Below are 16,153 nucleotides of genomic sequence, written 5' to 3' on the forward strand. Positions count from 1 at the left end.
ACGAGGAACTCCGTCGATGACCGACGCAGACTTACCCAGCCTCCTGCCGGGCATGCTGCCGCGCCTGTGGGCGTTCGCGCTGCGCATCACCGGTGATCAGCACGATGCGGAGGATCTTGTTCAGCGCGCGTGCGTGCGCGCTCTCGAGCGTGCTCATCAGTTAAGACCCGGCACGGCGCCGCTTAGCTGGATGTTTTCGATTGTGCATTCGACCTGGATCAACGAGTTACGGGCACGCAGCGTGCGCAGTCGCTCCAGCATGCAATGGGACGACGCACTGCTCGAAACCGTTGCCGATCCGGCCGCACGTTCGCCCGAAGATCATGTGATGAACGGACAGATTATTGATGCTGTCTCACGCTTGCCGGAAGCGCAACGCGTCGTTATGCTTTTAGTTGCGGTGGAAGGCCTGAGCTATAGCGAGGCTGCAGAAGTCCTCGAGGTGCCAGTCGGAACGGTCATGAGCCGTTTGTCGCGGGCACGCCAGGCCATAGGTGCGCATTTCGGCGTGCGAGAAGGCCAGAAAATGAAGAATACGGTTAAGAGCAAGGGCGAAGTCTCATGAAACTGGACGACATGCTATTGATGGCGTATGTCGACGGTGACCTATCGCCTATCGAACGCCAGGAAATTGAAAAGGAGATCGCGGCCTCGCCCGAAGCAGCGGAACGTGTCGCACTCTTTTCGGCATCGCGTCTACCGTATGACGAAGCGTTCGCCGATCAGAAGCTGCCCCCTGTTCCTGAAAGCTTAACGAAAAAAATCGATGCGCTTGCGCGCGCACACGCGGCTCCGCCGGCTGGCGCGCCTTCAACTGCGTCCGCATCCGCGTCTCCATCGTCGGACCATAGCGCCAATGACGCGCATATCGAGCATGACGCGACCATGCCGCCGTCCGTGCCGGTGCGCTCACGAATGCGCATCGCGCCTGCATGGCTCGCCGTGGCATTTGTCGCGGGCGCGTTCTGTTTCGGCGCGGTGTTGCGTCTCGCACCGGGCTTCAACCCTGTACAAGGCGCGTTGACTACCGCATCGAACGGCCCTTCGCCGTGGATTCGCGCGGTGGTCGATTACCAGAAGCTCTATTCGCGTGAAACCGTCGCGTTCGGCCCCGTCGACACCGAGACGTCCGCACAAACGGTCGCGCAGATTCGTCAAGACGACAAACTGTCGTTGCGCGTGCCAGACCTGAGTTCCGCGGGACTCACGTTCAAGCGCGTCACACGTCTGCGCTTTCAGGGCAAACCGCTCGTGCAGATCGAGTATCTGCCGCCCGAAGGGCCGCCGGTTGCGCTGTGCGTGATGAAAGATATGCGGCCGGACGCGGCCGTCGCCCAGGCGACAGTCTCCGAGATGAAGGTCGTCACGTGGCGGCAGGATGAACTGCATTACGCACTCGTCGGCGGCGAGAACAAGGGCCTCGATCTGATGGCCATCGGCAAGCAGATCTCCGGGCAAGGTGTCGATCAGCTGTTCGGCAAGGCCAGTTCCGCTTCCGCGGGACATGGCACGGTCGGCTAGCCGCATCCCTCTCACCCACCAGAAACGCTTAGCCGCTTAAGCCTTTTCGCTTTCGGCTAAGCGGCTTTGTCGCGCGACGTCATTCGTTTCGTTAATCACACTGACGGATGGAATCGAACAGGCGAAGCCATCACTTGTCCGGCTGCGGCGTATAGCGCAGATACGGGCGCTCGGCCCGATATCCTTTCGGAAAGCGCTGCCGGATCGTTTCCTCGTCCTGAATCGACAGCGGAATGATCACGTCGTCGCCGGCCTTCCAGTTGCCAGGCGTCGCGACGCCGTGCGCGTCGCTAAGTTGCAACGCGTCGATCACGCGCAGGACTTCGTCGAAGTTGCGGCCAATACTCATCGGATAGGTGAGCGTCAAGCGCAGCTTGCGGTTCGGGTCGATGATAAAAACGGCCCGTACCGTCGCCGTGCCCGACTGGTTCGGATGGATCATGTCGAACAGCGTCGCGACGGTCTTGTCCTTGTCCGCGATGATCGGGAAACCGACCACAGTCTTTTGCGTGTCTTCGATATCGGCAATCCACGCGCGATGCGACGCCGCGTCGTCGACGGAAATCGCGATCGCTTTCACGTTGCGCCTGTCGAATTCGGGCTGAAGTTTGCCTGTGAGGCCCAGTTCGGTCGTGCATACGGGCGTGAAATCGGCCGGATGCGAAAACAGCACGACCCACGAATCGCCCGCCCAGTCGAAGAAACGGATCCTGCCGATCGACGTGTCCTGTTCGAAATCGGGCACGGTATCGCCGAGGTAAAGCGTGCTCATCTGCAGCCTCCAGTGTGAATGTCCGCGAAAAGGTATCCCGCTTACGATACCGCGAGCGATTTTCCACTCAAGCAGCAGAACGCGATCAACCGTGAGCAGCAGATTGAATCGCGTGGAGGGCAGACAAAAAAGAAGGTGATGACGCGTACGCGCCATCACCAATGGGAACACCGTTTGAACCGATTGCCGCCCGGCGGGTTGCCGGCCGGTTCGCTGTCAGCTTAGCGATTCAGCGTATCGGACGGCGCTTCATTGAACTCGCGACGATAGCTGTTCACCAGCGTCGAGCGGTTGCTGACGCCCCACTTGTTCGCCGTCGCCAGAATGCCGTTTTCGTGCGCGCCCTCGGACGTCTGCAGTTCGGCGCGAATGCGCTCCATACGCAGGCGGCGCACGATCTCGCTCGGCGTCGAACCGAGGCTGCTCTTGAAGGCGCTTTGCAACGCACGCTCCGTCACGCCGATTTCACCGGCGATCTCGCGAATCGACAGATCCTTGCGATCGAGGTTATCGACGAGATAGCGGTACGCACGGCGATAACGCGCGGGCAGCCGTGCGCCGATATCGTCGAGTTGCTCCGGCACGCGCACGGTGCGCTGTGCATAGCGCGCGAGCGCCCCCGCTTCGTCGCGGATGCAGCGCATCGCGGTCAGCGCATAGCGCGTGTAGACGCGCAGCGATTCCGCGTTGCGCTCCTGCTGATGACGCAGCTTCGCGAAGCAGTACAGATACTCGAGCTGCCGATGGCTTTGCGGCATCCGCACTTCCGCATTGAGCAGCGTGAGGATCGACTCGGCGAGCGCCGGCGCGCCGCCCGCGAGGCTGGCGAGCACGATCTCGATGCGCACCGCGCCCTGGTAGCTCGCGATGCCCTGCTTGCCCGCCCAGTCGGCGTGCGCGCCGAGCACGTGGCCGACGTCGCGCTGGCCGTTCGCTAGCTGCATCAGTTGCTTCAGGTAATCGGTGCGGGCGCGCAGCAGCGGCGTCTGCACCGTGTACGTGCTCACGCGCGGCGTCGTGCCCTGCATCGGCGCGATGCGCGGCGCGCCCTCGCCGGCAAGGCCCGACTGCCAGTACACGTGATCGCTCAGTTCCGGATGCGAGCGCAGCTCGCTTTGCGTCGCGACGTCAAAACGGACGGCGGTCAGCAGCTCGCGCCAGCCGCGGGCATTCTTGAGCGTGGTGCTCGAATCGTCGATCAGATCGTCGAGCGCATCGAGCACACCGTCCGCATCCCTTAGGCGGCCCAGGCCGAACAGCACGCCGAACATGCCGAAGTAGCCTTCGAGCCGCAGCGGCAAATCGCTGCCCGGCTGGTCGACAAGGCGCATGAAGCACGACATCGCCGTGCCGTAGCGGCAGCGGAACAGCGCCTGCCAGCCGGCATTGCGGCACGACGCGAAGCGCACCTGCTCCTTTGACGTGCGCATCAGCTTCTGCGCTTCCCGGTACGACTCCTCGGCGTCGACATCCATGCCGACCGCCATCTGCAGATCGCCGTGCAATTGCAGCAGGCCGGGTAGCAGATCGGGGTCGCAGGTATCGACGTGGCGCGACGCCTGGGCGGCGGCGGCCTGTATCCGGCCCTCGGAAATGAGCTCGGTCAATGCGGGCGGGATCGATGTCGACGTCAACATCGAGACGTAGGGGAAATAGAAAGTGGCAAGCATGGCGGGCTCCGTTGGCGATTCTGTGCGGACGTGTCAAACGTCCGAGTGGTCGGGGCAAACCCGAACACCGCAACGGAACCCAATGTAGCCAAATCGTCGGCCAGGATTCTCAATAATCCGGCACGTTAAATGAACTTGAGCATTGTTGAGGTTTGGCAGCCCGACAAGTTCGCTTAACGGCACTTTCTTTCATTTTCTGAACATCTGCCGAATGACTTTCGGTTTTGCATGCCAACCGGGACTTCGCGCGATCTGATGTGCAGCTTTCGGATGCGAAGTGGGAATACGCCCCCTCTATCGCGTGTTGTGTTGGACAGAGCACGACACGACGACCGTTCGTAGCCAACGACCAAGGACCTGACCCGACGGGGTGGATTGCGCTTCATTGCGAAGCGCGGCGATCGTTACGGAGAAATCATGCAGATTGCCTTTTACACACAAAACGACCATCTGTTTCGCGAGATCGACAAGGCATTCGAAGAGGACGGCAATTACCGCTGCATCCGCTTTACGAGCGAGCTTCCGTTGATCCGTTTCCTCGAGCGCCACGACGCGGCGCTCGTGCTGTTCGACTCCGGCCGAAGCGTCGCGGCTGGCCGCGGCGTGCTGTCGTGGCGCGCCTGCCACTTCCGGCGCGACCTGCCGGTCATGATGATCGGCCAGTCGTGGGACACGGACAGCATCATCGAAGCGCTCGACGCCGGCGTCGACGAGATCGCGGTCGGCACGCCGTGCGCGAAGGAAGTGCTGGCGCGGGCGCGCCGCACGATCGCGAAGAACGGCGGCAGCGCGAATTCCGACAGCCGCATTTCGCTCGGCGAATACACGATCGACCGCTCGACCAGCGCGATCAGCATCAACGGCCAGCACATCAAGCTGACGGCACGCGAACTGACGCTCGCCTGGCTGCTGTTTGCGAACGCCGGCGCGCTCCTCACGCGCGAACAGATTGCGCGCGCGGTCTGGGGCAAGGAGGCGATCATCGCGAGCCGTTCGATCGAGCAGCATATCTACAAGCTCCGCAGCAAACTGTCGCTCGGTGAGCACAGCAATCTCCAGCTTAAAACCGTCTATTCGATCGGCTACGTTTTCGACCTCGTCAGAACGCGGCCCGCCACGGTCGCTTCTGCGAGAATCGGCGAAGCCTTCGTCGCCCATCCGTTCTGATTGCACACAATGCAAGTTTGGTGGCGTGTCCCGCCAGGTTCCGGCACCAAACTGGCATAGGTGCATTTTTAGCCCATTGGGCAGGCGTGCTACGCCGCAGTAGCGAAGGAGCGCGCGGCGACGCGAACCTTCGCGCTGAATTAATGTTGTTCGGCGGAATAGTCGCGCTTGCCGCCTGTTGATAGGACGGCAAGGGCGGCAGGCGCATCGCGTGTGATGTATGACAGTTGTGTGAATGATGCGCGCGCGACTGCCGGCTGATTGCGATTTTCCGATGAGAAACGGAGTGCGCGCGGCAGCGAGGCGTGTCGTTAAAGGTTGTCCGCGGGTTGTCCGTGGGGTTTTCCGCGTGGTTTTCCGCGGATGCGGCGGCCGCTTGCGATCGGGATGTTATGATCGGAAACAACGATACACTGCTCGCGCCCCGTTGCGGCAATTGCGCATAGACAGCGATGTATGCGCGGCGGCGTCTGCGCGGCAACTCAGGACAGCGCGCCGCCAACCGTCTCCCAGTCACGCCACGCCATGGATACCGCTTCCGCCAAACCCGCTGAGTCCGCCACGTCCGATCTTGGCCGGCGCGTGCGCGCCGCGCGGGTCGCGCTCGATCTGACGCTGGAAAACGCGAGCCGCCTGTGCGGCGTGTCGCGCTCCACCTTATCGAAAGTGGAAAACGGCCTGATGTCGCCGACCTTCGACGTGCTGCAAAAGATCGTGCTCGGCCTCGCAATCGATCTCACCGACCTGTTCGGCGCGGCGCAGAAAGCCACCGCGGGCGGCCGCCGCGCGGTCACGCGCAAGGATGAGGGGCAGCGTCACGCGTATCGCGGCTATCAGATGGAACTGCTCGCAACCGACCTTGCGCACAAGGCGATGCTGCCGTTTCGCATCCGCATTTCGGCGCACACGCTCGATGCATTCGACGACTGGGGCCGCCACGAAGGCGAAGAGTTTCTCTATGTGATCAGCGGCAGCGTATGCCTGTATTCCGAGTTGTACGCACCCACGCATCTGAATGCCGGCGACAGCATCTATTTCGATAGCCGGACCGGACACGCGGCCGTCTCGACAAGCGACGAAGATGCCGACGTGCTGTGGATGGCGACCGGTGCCGAATTTGTGCAACCGGAGGCCGGGCCGGGCAAGAAGAAGTAGCCGGCCGGCGTTTTCCGTCCTTTCTTTTAGACCGCGGTCGCCGCCGCGGTGCGCCGAACCTGCGCTGAGCCTTCAGCCAGCGCCCGCTGCGCAAGTTGCGCGATATGCAGCGCATGCCTGCCCGTTCCATGTTCGATCTGCTCGCGGCAGCTAAAGCCGTTGGTCAGCACGATCGTCTGTTGCGAAGCCGCGCGCACCGCGGGGAACAGCTTGTCTTCGCCGATCTTTTCCGACATCGCGTAGTGCGCTTCGTTAAAACCGAACGAACCGGCCATGCCACAGCAGCCGGTATCGAGCACCTTCCACTGCACGCCGAGGCGCTCGAGCAGCGCGGTGTCACCCTGCATGCCGAACAGCGTTTTCTGGTGGCAATGGCCGTGCACGATGACTTGCGCGTCGAGTTTCGGCCATTCGAATGGCTGCCGCGCGACGAAATCGGAGAACAGGAAAGTCTGCGCGGACAGGCGCCGCGCTGCTTCGCTGTCGGGCAACTGTTTGAGCAACTCGTCCTTGAAGACCGACAGGCAGCCGGGCTCGAGTCCGACGAGCGGCACGCCGGCCGCGATATCGTCGGCGAGGTCGTCGAGCACATTCACGAGCAGTTCACGCGCGCGCTCGAGCAGACCGAAGTCGTATAACGGCCGGCCGCAGCACAGGCGCTTTTTCGGCAACACGACCTGAAAACCGAGACGCGTCAGCACATCGGCTGCGGCCGATGCAATCTCGGGCGTGAAATGGTCGTTGAAGGTATCGACCCACAGAATGACCTTGTTTGCCGATGCATCGCGCGCGTTGCTGGCAACCGTGCCGCCCGCTGCGTTCGAGCTCGTGTTCTGTTGCGCCGCGATCTGCCGATACGTGCGGCGCGCGAATGTGGGAAGTTTGCGCGCCTGCGCCACACCGGCGACCCATTTGCCGATCGGTCCGATTAACGGCGCCGACGTCATCAGATTCGCAAGCGGCGCGAAGCGCGCGGCGAGCGGCGCCCATTCGCCGATGCGCCCCATAAACAGCGCTTGGCGTGGACGGCGATGCGTCTCGTAGTAATGCGAGAAGAACTCGGCCTTGTACGACGCCATATCGGTATGCGTGGGACAGTCGGATTGACAGCCCTTGCACGCAAGGCAGGTATCGAGCGCGTCCTTGATCTCTTCGCTTTGCCAGCCGCCCTTGATCGTCTCGCCTTGCAGCATCTCCCAGAACAGATGCGCACGGCCGCGCGTCGAATACGCTTCCTCACGCGACGCGCGATAGCTCGGGCACATCGTGCCGCCTTCGAGCGAGCGGCACTTGCCCATGCCGATGCAGCGCTCGACGGCACGCCGGAAGCCATCGCCTTCGCGGCTCCTGAACGTGAGCCTGGTTTGCAGCGTGACGGGCTTGTACGTCGGCCCCATGCGCAGGTTTTCATCGGCGCGGTAAGGATGCACGACCTTGCCCGGGTTCATCCGGTGCTCAGGATCCCAGATTGCCTTGAACTGCTCCATCGCCTGCATCAGTTCATCGCCGTACATGACGGGCAGAAACTCGGCCTTCGCCTGGCCGTCGCCGTGCTCACCCGACAGCGAGCCGCCGAACTCGACCACCAGTTGCGCCGCTTCGCGCAAAAACTTGCGCCAGTGGCCAATGCTCTCCGGTGTGCGCAAATCGAATGTGATGCGCGCATGCACGCAGCCGTCGCCGAAATGCCCATATAGCGACGTCTCGTAGCCGTAACGGTCGACCAGCGCCTGGAACGCACGCAGATAGTCGCCGAGCCGCATCGGGTCGACCGCCGCATCTTCCCAGCCGACCACCGGATCGGGACTGCCGGGCTCGATCGTCAATGCGACCGCCGAGGCGCCCGTCTCACGAATCGACCACACCTTGTTTTGCAGCGCGCGCGATTCGACCCGCTTCGTCGACACATTGGGGCCAGCCTCGCCTGCTTCGAAATAACGCGCCGCGTCCTGCGCGGCCTGCACGGCGGCTTCCTGGGTATCGGCGCCGAATTCGAGCACGACCCACGCGTCGCCCGGCGGCAGCAGCGAAATTTCCTCGGCTTTCAGGCCGCGCGCCTGCAGGCCGCGAATCATCACGCGATCGAGGCCTTCGATCGCGATCGGCTTGAAGCGCATGAAATGCGGCACCGCGTCGGCCGCGACATAGATGTTGTCGAACCCGACGACCAGCATCACGCGCTGCGCCGGACTGTGGACAAGGCGCACCCTTGCGTGCAACGTGACCGCGCACGTGCCTTCGGTGCCCACAAGTGCGCGCGCGACATTAAAGCCGTTTTCGGGCAGCAGTTGATCGAGGTTGAAACCCGAGACGCGACGCTTGATTTGCGGAAACTTCGCGCGGATCTGCTCGGCGTACCGGTCGCGCAGCGCTTTTAGCGCCGCATAGATTTCGCCCTGGCGGCCGCCCGCCGCGATGATACGCGCGAGTTCGTCTTCGGAAGTCGGGCCGACCCAGAAACGCGCGCCATCGTAGGTCAGCACTTCGAGGGCTTCGATGTTCTCGACCGTCTTGCCGGCCATCACCGAATGCGCGCCGCACGAGTTGTTGCCGATCATGCCGCCCAACGTACAGCGGCTGTGCGTCGCCGGGTCCGGCGCGAACGTCAGGCCGTGTTGCTCGGCCGCGTCGCGCAACGCATCGCAGACCACACCCGGTTCGACGATCGCCGTGCGCGCCGCCGGATCGACCGATACGATGCGGTTGACGAATTTGCTTGCATCCGCAACCACTGCGACGTTCACGCACTGGCCGCTTTGCGACGTGCCGCCGCCGCGCGGCAAAACCGGCACGTCGTTACGCGCGCAGGCGGCGATCGTCGCGATCAGATCGTCGATATCGCGCGGCACGACGACCGCGATCGGCACCTGCCGGTAATTCGAGGCATCGGCGGCATAAAGCGCTTTCGAGCCCTGATCGAAGCGCACTTCGCCGCGCACGTGCTGCCGCAGGTCGGCTTCGAGCCGTTGCAGCACGGCGGCGCTGCCGTTAAACGGTGTCGCGGGTTGCGCGCGGGCTGCGCGTGGAGTTTCGCCGATCGCCTGGTCTTCGATTGAATTCACACTGTCCTCGCTAATGCGGGCCGCCGGCAAACCCCGATCGACGCGTCCGCCTGTGCCGAACTCCGCAATCGGCGCACCACCCGGTGCGTACCGTCAGATTCGCCTATGCCTGACCCGACGCCACATGCAGGGTCCGAACCGCAACCTTGCAAGCAGCGGAAGAGTCACGCAGCTTTCATATTGCCGCGGTAAAGTCCCGCCTGCGAGTTATCTCGCAACGAAACTCCTAGCAGTTTTTTCAGGCCCGCATAAGCGGGCTTTTTTTCGTCCGTGCGCCTAGCAGCGAAAATGCTCGATATCCTGCCCCGCGTTGATCGCACGCGTGAGCCAGTCCGGACGCTCGCCCTTGCCGTCCCACGTGTTGCCGTATGCGTCGCGGTATTTCGGAGTCGCCGCATCTTCGGTCAGCGCCGCAGCCAATGCTTCGATTGAAATACCGTACTCTTCCATACGGCGTCTGATCCACACGATCAGCCGGTCGCGCGCCTCACCGTCGGCGTCGAACAATCGATGTTCCTCTCGTTCTTTCATAAAGTATCGATATCGCGGCTCGAATTGCGCGCGTTATAAACACAAAGGCTTCGCCATTTCAGCGAAGCCTTTATACGAAGTTGATGAACGCGGCAAGCGGCCCTGACGATACAGGAATACCGGCCATGCCCAACAAGCTTGATTGACGGCGAATGCCCGCCCGCGATTTACCTTGCGCGTCAGATGAGTAGTGTGCGTGAATCATTTGCGGCATGGCCGTGGCGAGCGTTCGCTGATGAAACCCAGTGCGTCGCGGGTCGCTTCTCTGATTTGCATTGCGATTCTACACTCATTTTACGCAGCGCCAGCTAGGGGCAATCGTGCACTGCAGCGCCAGGAGCCGCACCGGCTCGACGTTTGCGGACAGCGCGCTGGTTGCGCGGCCGCTATCAATTCTTTATTGGCCCGAGCAAAAATTATTCTTTTGCCCGGCACTGGGCGGCTTGCGCGTTGCGGGCATGCTATCGTGCAAGCCTCTCCGAATGCATCGCCCGCCCTTCATCGCCACTTCGCAAAACATCTCACAGGAGATTTTTCATGACCGCTCAAGCCGCCATCGCCGCTATTCTCGGCGCACTGCTGATCGGTGCAATGAGTCCCGGCCCCAGCTTTCTTGTCGTTGCACGCAACGCCATCGGTCTGTCGCGGCGCGACGGCCTCGCCACTGCACTAGGCATGGGCATTGGCGGTGTGTTCTTTAGCGGTATTGCACTTCTGGGTCTTTATACGGTATTGGCCGCGGTCGAATGGTTATATGTGAGCTTAAAGATCGCAGGCGGACTCTATCTGATCTATATCGCGTCAAAGATCTGGCGCGGCGCGGCGGCGCCGCTCACGTTCGACGGCATGGCGACCGATGCGCGCGGCGATGCACGCCGTTCGTTCTGGGTCGGCCTGTCGACGCAATTGAGCAACCCAAAAACTGCGATTTTCTACGGCAGTATCTTCGCCGCGCTGCTGCCGCAGCATCCGCCGGCATGGTGTTATGCAGCGCTGCCGCCCGCGGTGTTTGCGATCGAAGCCGGCTGGTACACGATCGTTGCGGTGTTCTTCTCAAGCCGGCATGCGCGCGAGCTTTACGCTCAGGCGAAGAAAGGTATCGATCGCCTCGCCGCGACCGCGATTGCGGCGCTCGGCCTGCGGCTGATTTTCACCGCGCACCGCGCGGGACTGTGACGGGGCTCAATGTATCGATTGCGTGCGCCGATTTTACGCGGGCACGCAATTCGAACTTCTGGATCTTGCCGGTAGAGGTTTTCGGCAATTCGCCGAAAAACACGGCTTTAGGCACCTTGTAGCCGGCAAGCAGCGACCGGCAATGCGCGATCATCTCGTCGACCGTGACGCGCGCGCCCTCTTTGAGCTCGATAAACGCACACGGCACTTCGCCCCATTTCGCATCCGGCATCGCCACCACCGCCGCCACCGATACGGCCGGATGTCTGTACAGCGCGTCCTCCACTTCGATACTCGAAATATTCTCGCCGCCCGAGATGATGATGTCCTTGCTGCGATCGGTAATACGGAAGTAGCCGTCCGGCATCAGCACGCCGATATCGCCGGTGTGAAACCAGCCGCCCCGAAACGCCTCGGCCGTCGCGTGCTCGTTTTTCAAATAGCCCTTCATGCAAATATTTCCGCGAAACATGACCTCGCCGTGCGTCGTGCCATCGCATGGCACCGGCTCGAGCGTCTGCGGATCGAGCACGGCGGCGGCAGCCTGCAAGTGGTATCGGACGCCCTGGCGCGCGTTCATACGCGCGCGGTCTTCATCGCATAGCGCTTCCCAGCTCTGCTGCTTCGCGCAGACCGAGGCGGGCCCATACACCTCGGTCAAGCCGTAGACGTGCGTGAGATCGAAGCCGATTTCCTTCATGCGTGCGATTACCGCGGGGGATGGCGGCGCGCCTGCCACCATCGTCGACACCTGATGTGTGATGCCTTCGCGCCATTCGGCGGGCGCATTCGCGAGTGCGATCTGCACAATCGGCGCGCCGCAATAATGTGTCACGCGCTCGCGGCGAATCAGGTCGAACACCGCCTTCGCGTCGAACTTGCGCAAACAGACGTTGACGCCCGCACGCGCTGCGATGGTCCACGGAAAACACCAGCCGTTGCAGTGGAAAAGCGGCAATGTCCACAGATACACAGCGTGCTTGGGCATGTCCCATTCGAGAATATTACTGAGCGCGTTCAGGTATGCACCGCGATGGTGATAAACGACGCCCTTCGGGTCTCCAGTTGTACCCGATGTGTAGTTCAGCGCGATCGCGTCCCATTCGTCGGCGGGTGGTGTCCACACGAACCGCGGATCGCCATTGCGCAGGAATACTTCGTAATCGGTCGCGCGAGAAAACGCCTGTGCATCGGCGGGCAGCGCATCGCTGACACTGACGATACGCAGCGACGGCAATTCAAGCGCCGCACGCTGCGCAAGTTCGGCGAATTCGCTATCGACGATCAGCAGTTTCGCCTCGCCATGGCGCAGCATGAAAAGAATCGTCGCGATATCGAGCCGCGTGTTGATCGTATTGAGCACGGCGCCGGCCATCGGCACGCCGAAATGGGCCTCGATCATCGCGGGAATATTCGGCAGCAACACGGCCACCGTGTCGCCGCGAGCGATGCCAGCCTGTTCAAGCGCACTGGCAAGGCGGCATGCGCGCTCGTAGGTTTCGCGCCAGCTGCGCCGAACCTCGCCGTACACGATCGCCGGGCATTCGCCGTAAATTTCCGCCGCGCGCGCGATGAAATCGATCGGCGTGAGCGGCACGTAGTTCGCGTCGCGGCGGCCGAGACCTTCGTCGAACATGTGCGTCATCGCGTCTCTCCTCGAACGCCCGCACTGCTACGCCGCCCCGGTCGAACCCCGGCTGTGCGACGCAACGCGCGCTTCCTTCAAACAACGGTGGAGCGCCGCGCGCATTGCGATCGCGACGTTGCGCACCGCAATAGAGATGATCGGAGAAGCGTCAGACCCGTGGCAGGTCGTCCATGAATTTCTCGACGTGGCCGTCGGGAATATCGGTGTCGATGCCGTCGAGGCCGTCAGTGTGCGAAACCGTTTTTATTTTGGGCCCGAGCAGTTTCATTCCGCCTAGCGTAAAGAGCGACCAGACCGCGTTTCCCGCATGAATCGCATGGACGACGTCCGACACCTCGACGATTTCTTGCGGCGACAACCACTCGTTCGTTTTCGGATTAACGAGTGCCCAGCGAACGTGGGTGACGCGGTCCGTACTGGGGTTAATGCGTACGGCATCGATAGCATAGGTAGCCATTTCCACCTCCATTATCGTCGTCAGGGCATCGTAGCACTTCTAGGATAGAGAACGAACACCCCTCCCGGCCGGGACCGCGTAGAACGTGCCCGGCAAAGAATGCCAAAGTTGACGGAGCGTTGGGCGGAAACAGCGCGGCCTGCGGCGTCTTAAAGGCGCCCGCCATACGCGTACGCGCAATGCAGTACGTGCCACATTGCGCTTAGAACAGCGGCACGGGCCGCGTGGACGCGACGCGCGTGCTGTTATCGGATATCGCGGACAGTTGCTCGTGCGCGGTGCCGGCGGCCTGCGTCAGCGCAAAGCGCTGCGCAGCGGTGAGCGGCGCGGTGAACTCGAGTTCGGTCAGCTTCAGCGGGTCGACCGGCTCGTCGTTGATTCGCACTTCGTAATGCAGGTGCGGGCCGGTTGCGACGCCGGTGCGACCGACCGCGCCGATGCGCTCGCCTTGCGCGATTTGCATGCCTTCGCGCAAACCACGCGCAAATGAGGACAGATGCGCGTAGCAGGTCGTATAGCCATCGCCGTGGTTGATCACAACGTGACGGCCGTAACCGCTGCGTACGCCGACGAATTCGACCGTGCCGGCCGCTGCCGCCAGCACCGGCGCGCCCGCGTGCGCGGTCAGATCGACGCCGGTGTGAAAGCGCTCCTCGCCGTACACCGGATGCATGCGCACGCCGAACGGCGAGCTGATCCGATCGTAGTCGACCGGCATCGCGAACGCCTCGCCCAGCAGCAAGCTGCCGTCGAACGCGTAGTACTCGCCGTGCGTGCTGCCGGGCGCGATATACCAAAGCGCCGTGTACGTACGGTCGCCGAGTCGCACTTCCGCGGCAGTGAGGCGCGGATGACGCGTGACCGCATCCGACAGATCGGCGCGCTCATAGATCACGCGGAATCCGTCACCCGGCACCGCGGCAGGCGCGGCGTCGAGCCGGCCCGCGAACAGATGCTCGAGCTGCGCGATGACATCGGCCGGCAAATCGGCCTGCGTCAACGCGTCGTGCAAATCGTGCTCGATGCTTCCAGTGCGCGCGACGAAACGCGATTGATCGCTCGCCTCGGGCGGCGCCCACGGCGCTGCACCGGCAAGCGGGAAGCGCGTCGCGTCGCTGCCTGCATCGGCATCGGCGTGACCGTCGACCCACGCATTCGTGTTCATTGCGCGAGGCCACGTGCGCACCGCATCGAGGTATTCGTCGGGCACGCACAGCGCGGGCGCGGCGCCGCACATCGACGCAAGAATCGGCGCGCCATAGCGCAATGTTGTTTCGGACGGTGCTGGCGTATTGCCGCGGCTTGCCCACAGCGAGTCGACGGAATCGCGCAATCCAGCCGCGTCGGTGACGAGGTCCGCTTCGCGCGGCGGCTCGTTTGCGGTGCCCGCGGATTGATCGGCTCGCTGCGCGCGCGACGATACGCCGGCGGGGCTATTCGATGGTGTGCGCGAGCTCGTGCGAGCCGCAGCCGCGACGAGCGTTGGCGCGCCGGAAGCCGCGGGCAGCCCGCAACTGGCTGCGATGCCGATCAGAAACGCCGCGCGTGCGGCGGCGGTGAACAACGGATTGAGTGTGAAACGCGCCGGAAGCGAAGCCTTGCGAGACGTACGCTGACCTTGCGCGAGAGAAGAACGTAGGCGTACCGTCACGTGGATATCTCGCAGTCGAAACAGAAAGGCTGCGGGCGTGAGCGGCAGTGCGATTAACGCACGGCACAGCGCGACGTACTACGAATGAAGTGAAGGATTTCAACCGATCAATACGACGAACACCTGAAAGTGCACTTCATCACGCCACGCAGCCCGGCAAAGAAGGCCACAGTCTAGGGGCGAATGCCCATTATGTGAATAGGACATTTCCTGAGTTTTTGTATGCAAGCACACGCGTGTCAATCACCGGAACATACGTAACCACCCTAAAAGTAGCGGGCGCCACCGCTACAATTGGAGCCTTCTTCACGACAGAAGCGATACCTACGCATTGCGCTTCGGCACCCGGCACGCGCGTTGCGGTTTCTTCAGCCCTTAATTTCATTCACTTCAATCGACGAACACCCGGCCATCATGTCCTTCACCGCCTGGCTCTTTTTTCTTCCCGCGTGCTTTGCAATCAATATGGCCCCAGGACCGAACAACCTGTTGTCGATCAACGTCGCGGCGCGCCACGGATTCACGACCGCGTTCGTCGCCGGAACGGGCCGCCTCGTTGCGTTCGCGTTGATGCTGGCGCTTGCGGCCACGGGTCTCGCCGTCGTACTGCACGCATCCGAAGTGTTTTTCCTTGCGATCAAGCTTGCCGGCGCCGCGTATCTGATCTGGCTCGCCATTCAGTTGTGGCGCAGCGATGCCGCGCCGCTCGATGCGCAACGCGAACACGAAGACGCATCGCTTTTTCGCATTGCGCGTCAGGAGTGTCTGGTCGCTGCGGGCAATCCGAAAGCGATTCTCGTGTTCACTGCGTTTTTGCCGCAATTCGTCGATATCGCGAAGCCGATGCTGCCGCAGTTCGCCGTGCTCGGCGCGAGCTTTCTCGTGCTCGAATGGCTTGCGATCGCGCTCTACTCCGGAGCGGGCATGTACCTCGGCAAGTGGCTCACGCGCCCCGGTGTGCGTCGCTGGTTCAACCGCTGCTGCGGCATGTTTCTCGGCGCCATCGGCGTGAGTTTTCTGCTCGTGCGGCGCGCGCAAAGCTGAGGTCCGCAACTTCGCCATCTGGCTTGCACGCGTGCTTGCGAAACGGTTGCGGAACGATTGGCCGGAACGATTGGCCGAGCAAGCGCGACGGGCTGCACGTCGCAGCGATTACGCAGGTCGTCGGCACGCATAAGTAATCGCTAATGCATTTGGCGATAAACTTTAACTGTCCTCAATCGATGCAGCCCCCTATGCTCACCATATCGCCTGTTACGGATGCGTGACGCTCGACGCGCGCTTCGCGCTCGCAGCACGCACCGAACGATGCCGGCATCGGCAAGCACTATTAAGCCGGCACA

At 62.4% G+C, this 16,153-nt stretch carries 13 protein-coding genes; 6 read left to right on the forward strand and 7 right to left on the reverse strand.

What is annotated here, in order from left to right; genetic code table 11:
* The first annotated feature begins 16 nt into the window (after positions 1-16).
* Together ACYPXD_RS05130 and ACYPXD_RS05135 are read left to right on the forward strand one after the other, a co-directional pair.
* Complete coding sequence (locus ACYPXD_RS05130) at positions 17-565, forward strand: RNA polymerase sigma factor (RefSeq protein WP_134195500.1); 549 nt, start codon at positions 17-19, stop codon at positions 563-565.
* On the forward strand, positions 562-1,521 hold the full coding sequence (locus ACYPXD_RS05135) for an anti-sigma factor family protein (protein WP_459708191.1): 960 nt from the start codon (positions 562-564) through the stop codon (positions 1,519-1,521). The genes ACYPXD_RS05130 and ACYPXD_RS05135 overlap by 4 nt, the downstream gene beginning before the upstream one ends.
* A gap of 130 nt (positions 1,522-1,651) precedes the next feature.
* Here the strand turns inward: ACYPXD_RS05135 and ACYPXD_RS05140 are convergent, their stop codons facing one another.
* Positions 1,652-2,293 (reverse strand): peroxiredoxin, encoded by a 642-nt coding sequence (locus ACYPXD_RS05140; protein ID WP_459708193.1) that lies wholly within the window; start codon positions 2,291-2,293, stop codon positions 1,652-1,654.
* Between the two features lie 221 nt (positions 2,294-2,514).
* Complete coding sequence (locus tag ACYPXD_RS05145; RefSeq protein ID WP_459708196.1) at positions 2,515-3,963, reverse strand: helix-turn-helix transcriptional regulator; 1,449 nt, start codon at positions 3,961-3,963, stop codon at positions 2,515-2,517.
* Positions 3,964-4,380: 417 nt separating this feature from the next.
* Between ACYPXD_RS05145 and ACYPXD_RS05150 the strand changes: the two genes are divergently transcribed.
* Together ACYPXD_RS05150 and ACYPXD_RS05155 are read left to right on the forward strand one after the other, a co-directional pair.
* A complete protein-coding gene (locus ACYPXD_RS05150) occupies positions 4,381-5,130 on the forward strand; it encodes a winged helix-turn-helix transcriptional regulator (protein WP_459708198.1) in 750 nt (249 codons plus the stop codon).
* A 525-nt stretch (positions 5,131-5,655) separates the two neighbouring features.
* Entirely contained in the window at positions 5,656-6,285 is a 630-nt protein-coding gene (locus ACYPXD_RS05155; protein WP_459708200.1) for a helix-turn-helix domain-containing protein, read from the forward strand.
* A gap of 26 nt (positions 6,286-6,311) precedes the next feature.
* On the opposite strand, the gene ACYPXD_RS05160 is transcribed toward ACYPXD_RS05155, so the two are convergent.
* Positions 6,312-9,347, reverse strand: coding sequence for an FAD-binding and (Fe-S)-binding domain-containing protein (locus ACYPXD_RS05160; protein ID WP_459708202.1), 3,036 nt, complete (start codon positions 9,345-9,347; stop codon positions 6,312-6,314).
* Positions 9,348-9,623: 276 nt separating this feature from the next.
* A complete protein-coding gene (locus tag ACYPXD_RS05165) occupies positions 9,624-9,878 on the reverse strand; it encodes an H-NS family nucleoid-associated regulatory protein (protein ID WP_075160201.1) in 255 nt (84 codons plus the stop codon).
* 537 nt (positions 9,879-10,415) lie between these two features.
* Between ACYPXD_RS05165 and ACYPXD_RS05170 the strand changes: the two genes are divergently transcribed.
* Positions 10,416-11,054 carry a LysE family translocator gene (locus ACYPXD_RS05170; protein ID WP_459708205.1) on the forward strand — a complete coding sequence of 213 codons (639 nt, stop codon included), beginning with the start codon at positions 10,416-10,418 and terminating at the stop codon, positions 11,052-11,054.
* Here the strand turns inward: ACYPXD_RS05170 and ACYPXD_RS05175 are convergent.
* The 3 genes from ACYPXD_RS05175 to ACYPXD_RS05185 form a co-directional block, all read right to left on the reverse strand.
* Complete coding sequence (locus ACYPXD_RS05175; RefSeq protein ID WP_459708207.1) at positions 11,029-12,699, reverse strand: acyl-CoA synthetase; 1,671 nt, start codon at positions 12,697-12,699, stop codon at positions 11,029-11,031. The genes ACYPXD_RS05170 and ACYPXD_RS05175 overlap by 26 nt on opposite strands.
* 151 nt (positions 12,700-12,850) lie before the next feature.
* Complete coding sequence (locus ACYPXD_RS05180) at positions 12,851-13,159, reverse strand: hypothetical protein (RefSeq protein ID WP_219800648.1); 309 nt, start codon at positions 13,157-13,159, stop codon at positions 12,851-12,853.
* A 202-nt stretch (positions 13,160-13,361) separates the two neighbouring features.
* Positions 13,362-14,810 (reverse strand): M23 family metallopeptidase, encoded by a 1,449-nt coding sequence (locus ACYPXD_RS05185; protein ID WP_459708209.1) that lies wholly within the window; start codon positions 14,808-14,810, stop codon positions 13,362-13,364.
* Positions 14,811-15,224: 414 nt separating this feature from the next.
* On the opposite strand from ACYPXD_RS05185, the gene ACYPXD_RS05190 reads away from it, so the two are divergent.
* Entirely contained in the window at positions 15,225-15,854 is a 630-nt protein-coding gene (locus ACYPXD_RS05190; RefSeq protein ID WP_459708211.1) for a LysE family translocator, read from the forward strand.
* The last annotated feature ends 299 nt before the right edge of the window (positions 15,855-16,153 follow it).

It is taken from the genome of Paraburkholderia sp. 2C, assembly GCF_054589215.1.

Excerpts from the sequence above, each read along its gene's own strand:
- ACYPXD_RS05130 (WP_134195500.1), top strand. The coding sequence starts at position 17 with ATGACCGACGCAGACTTACCCAGCCTCCTGCCGGGCATGCTGCCGCGC.
- ACYPXD_RS05135 (WP_459708191.1), top strand. The coding sequence starts at position 562 with ATGAAACTGGACGACATGCTATTGATGGCGTATGTCGACGGTGACCTA.
- ACYPXD_RS05140 (WP_459708193.1), bottom strand. The coding sequence starts at position 2,293 with ATGAGCACGCTTTACCTCGGCGATACCGTGCCCGATTTCGAACAGGAC.
- ACYPXD_RS05145 (WP_459708196.1), bottom strand. The coding sequence starts at position 3,963 with ATGCTTGCCACTTTCTATTTCCCCTACGTCTCGATGTTGACGTCGACA.
- ACYPXD_RS05150 (WP_459708198.1), top strand. The coding sequence starts at position 4,381 with ATGCAGATTGCCTTTTACACACAAAACGACCATCTGTTTCGCGAGATC.
- ACYPXD_RS05155 (WP_459708200.1), top strand. The coding sequence starts at position 5,656 with ATGGATACCGCTTCCGCCAAACCCGCTGAGTCCGCCACGTCCGATCTT.
- ACYPXD_RS05165 (WP_075160201.1), bottom strand. The coding sequence starts at position 9,878 with ATGAAAGAACGAGAGGAACATCGATTGTTCGACGCCGACGGTGAGGCG.
- ACYPXD_RS05170 (WP_459708205.1), top strand. The coding sequence starts at position 10,416 with ATGACCGCTCAAGCCGCCATCGCCGCTATTCTCGGCGCACTGCTGATC.
- ACYPXD_RS05175 (WP_459708207.1), bottom strand. The coding sequence starts at position 12,699 with ATGACGCACATGTTCGACGAAGGTCTCGGCCGCCGCGACGCGAACTAC.
- ACYPXD_RS05180 (WP_219800648.1), bottom strand. The coding sequence starts at position 13,159 with ATGGCTACCTATGCTATCGATGCCGTACGCATTAACCCCAGTACGGAC.
- ACYPXD_RS05190 (WP_459708211.1), top strand. The coding sequence starts at position 15,225 with ATGTCCTTCACCGCCTGGCTCTTTTTTCTTCCCGCGTGCTTTGCAATC.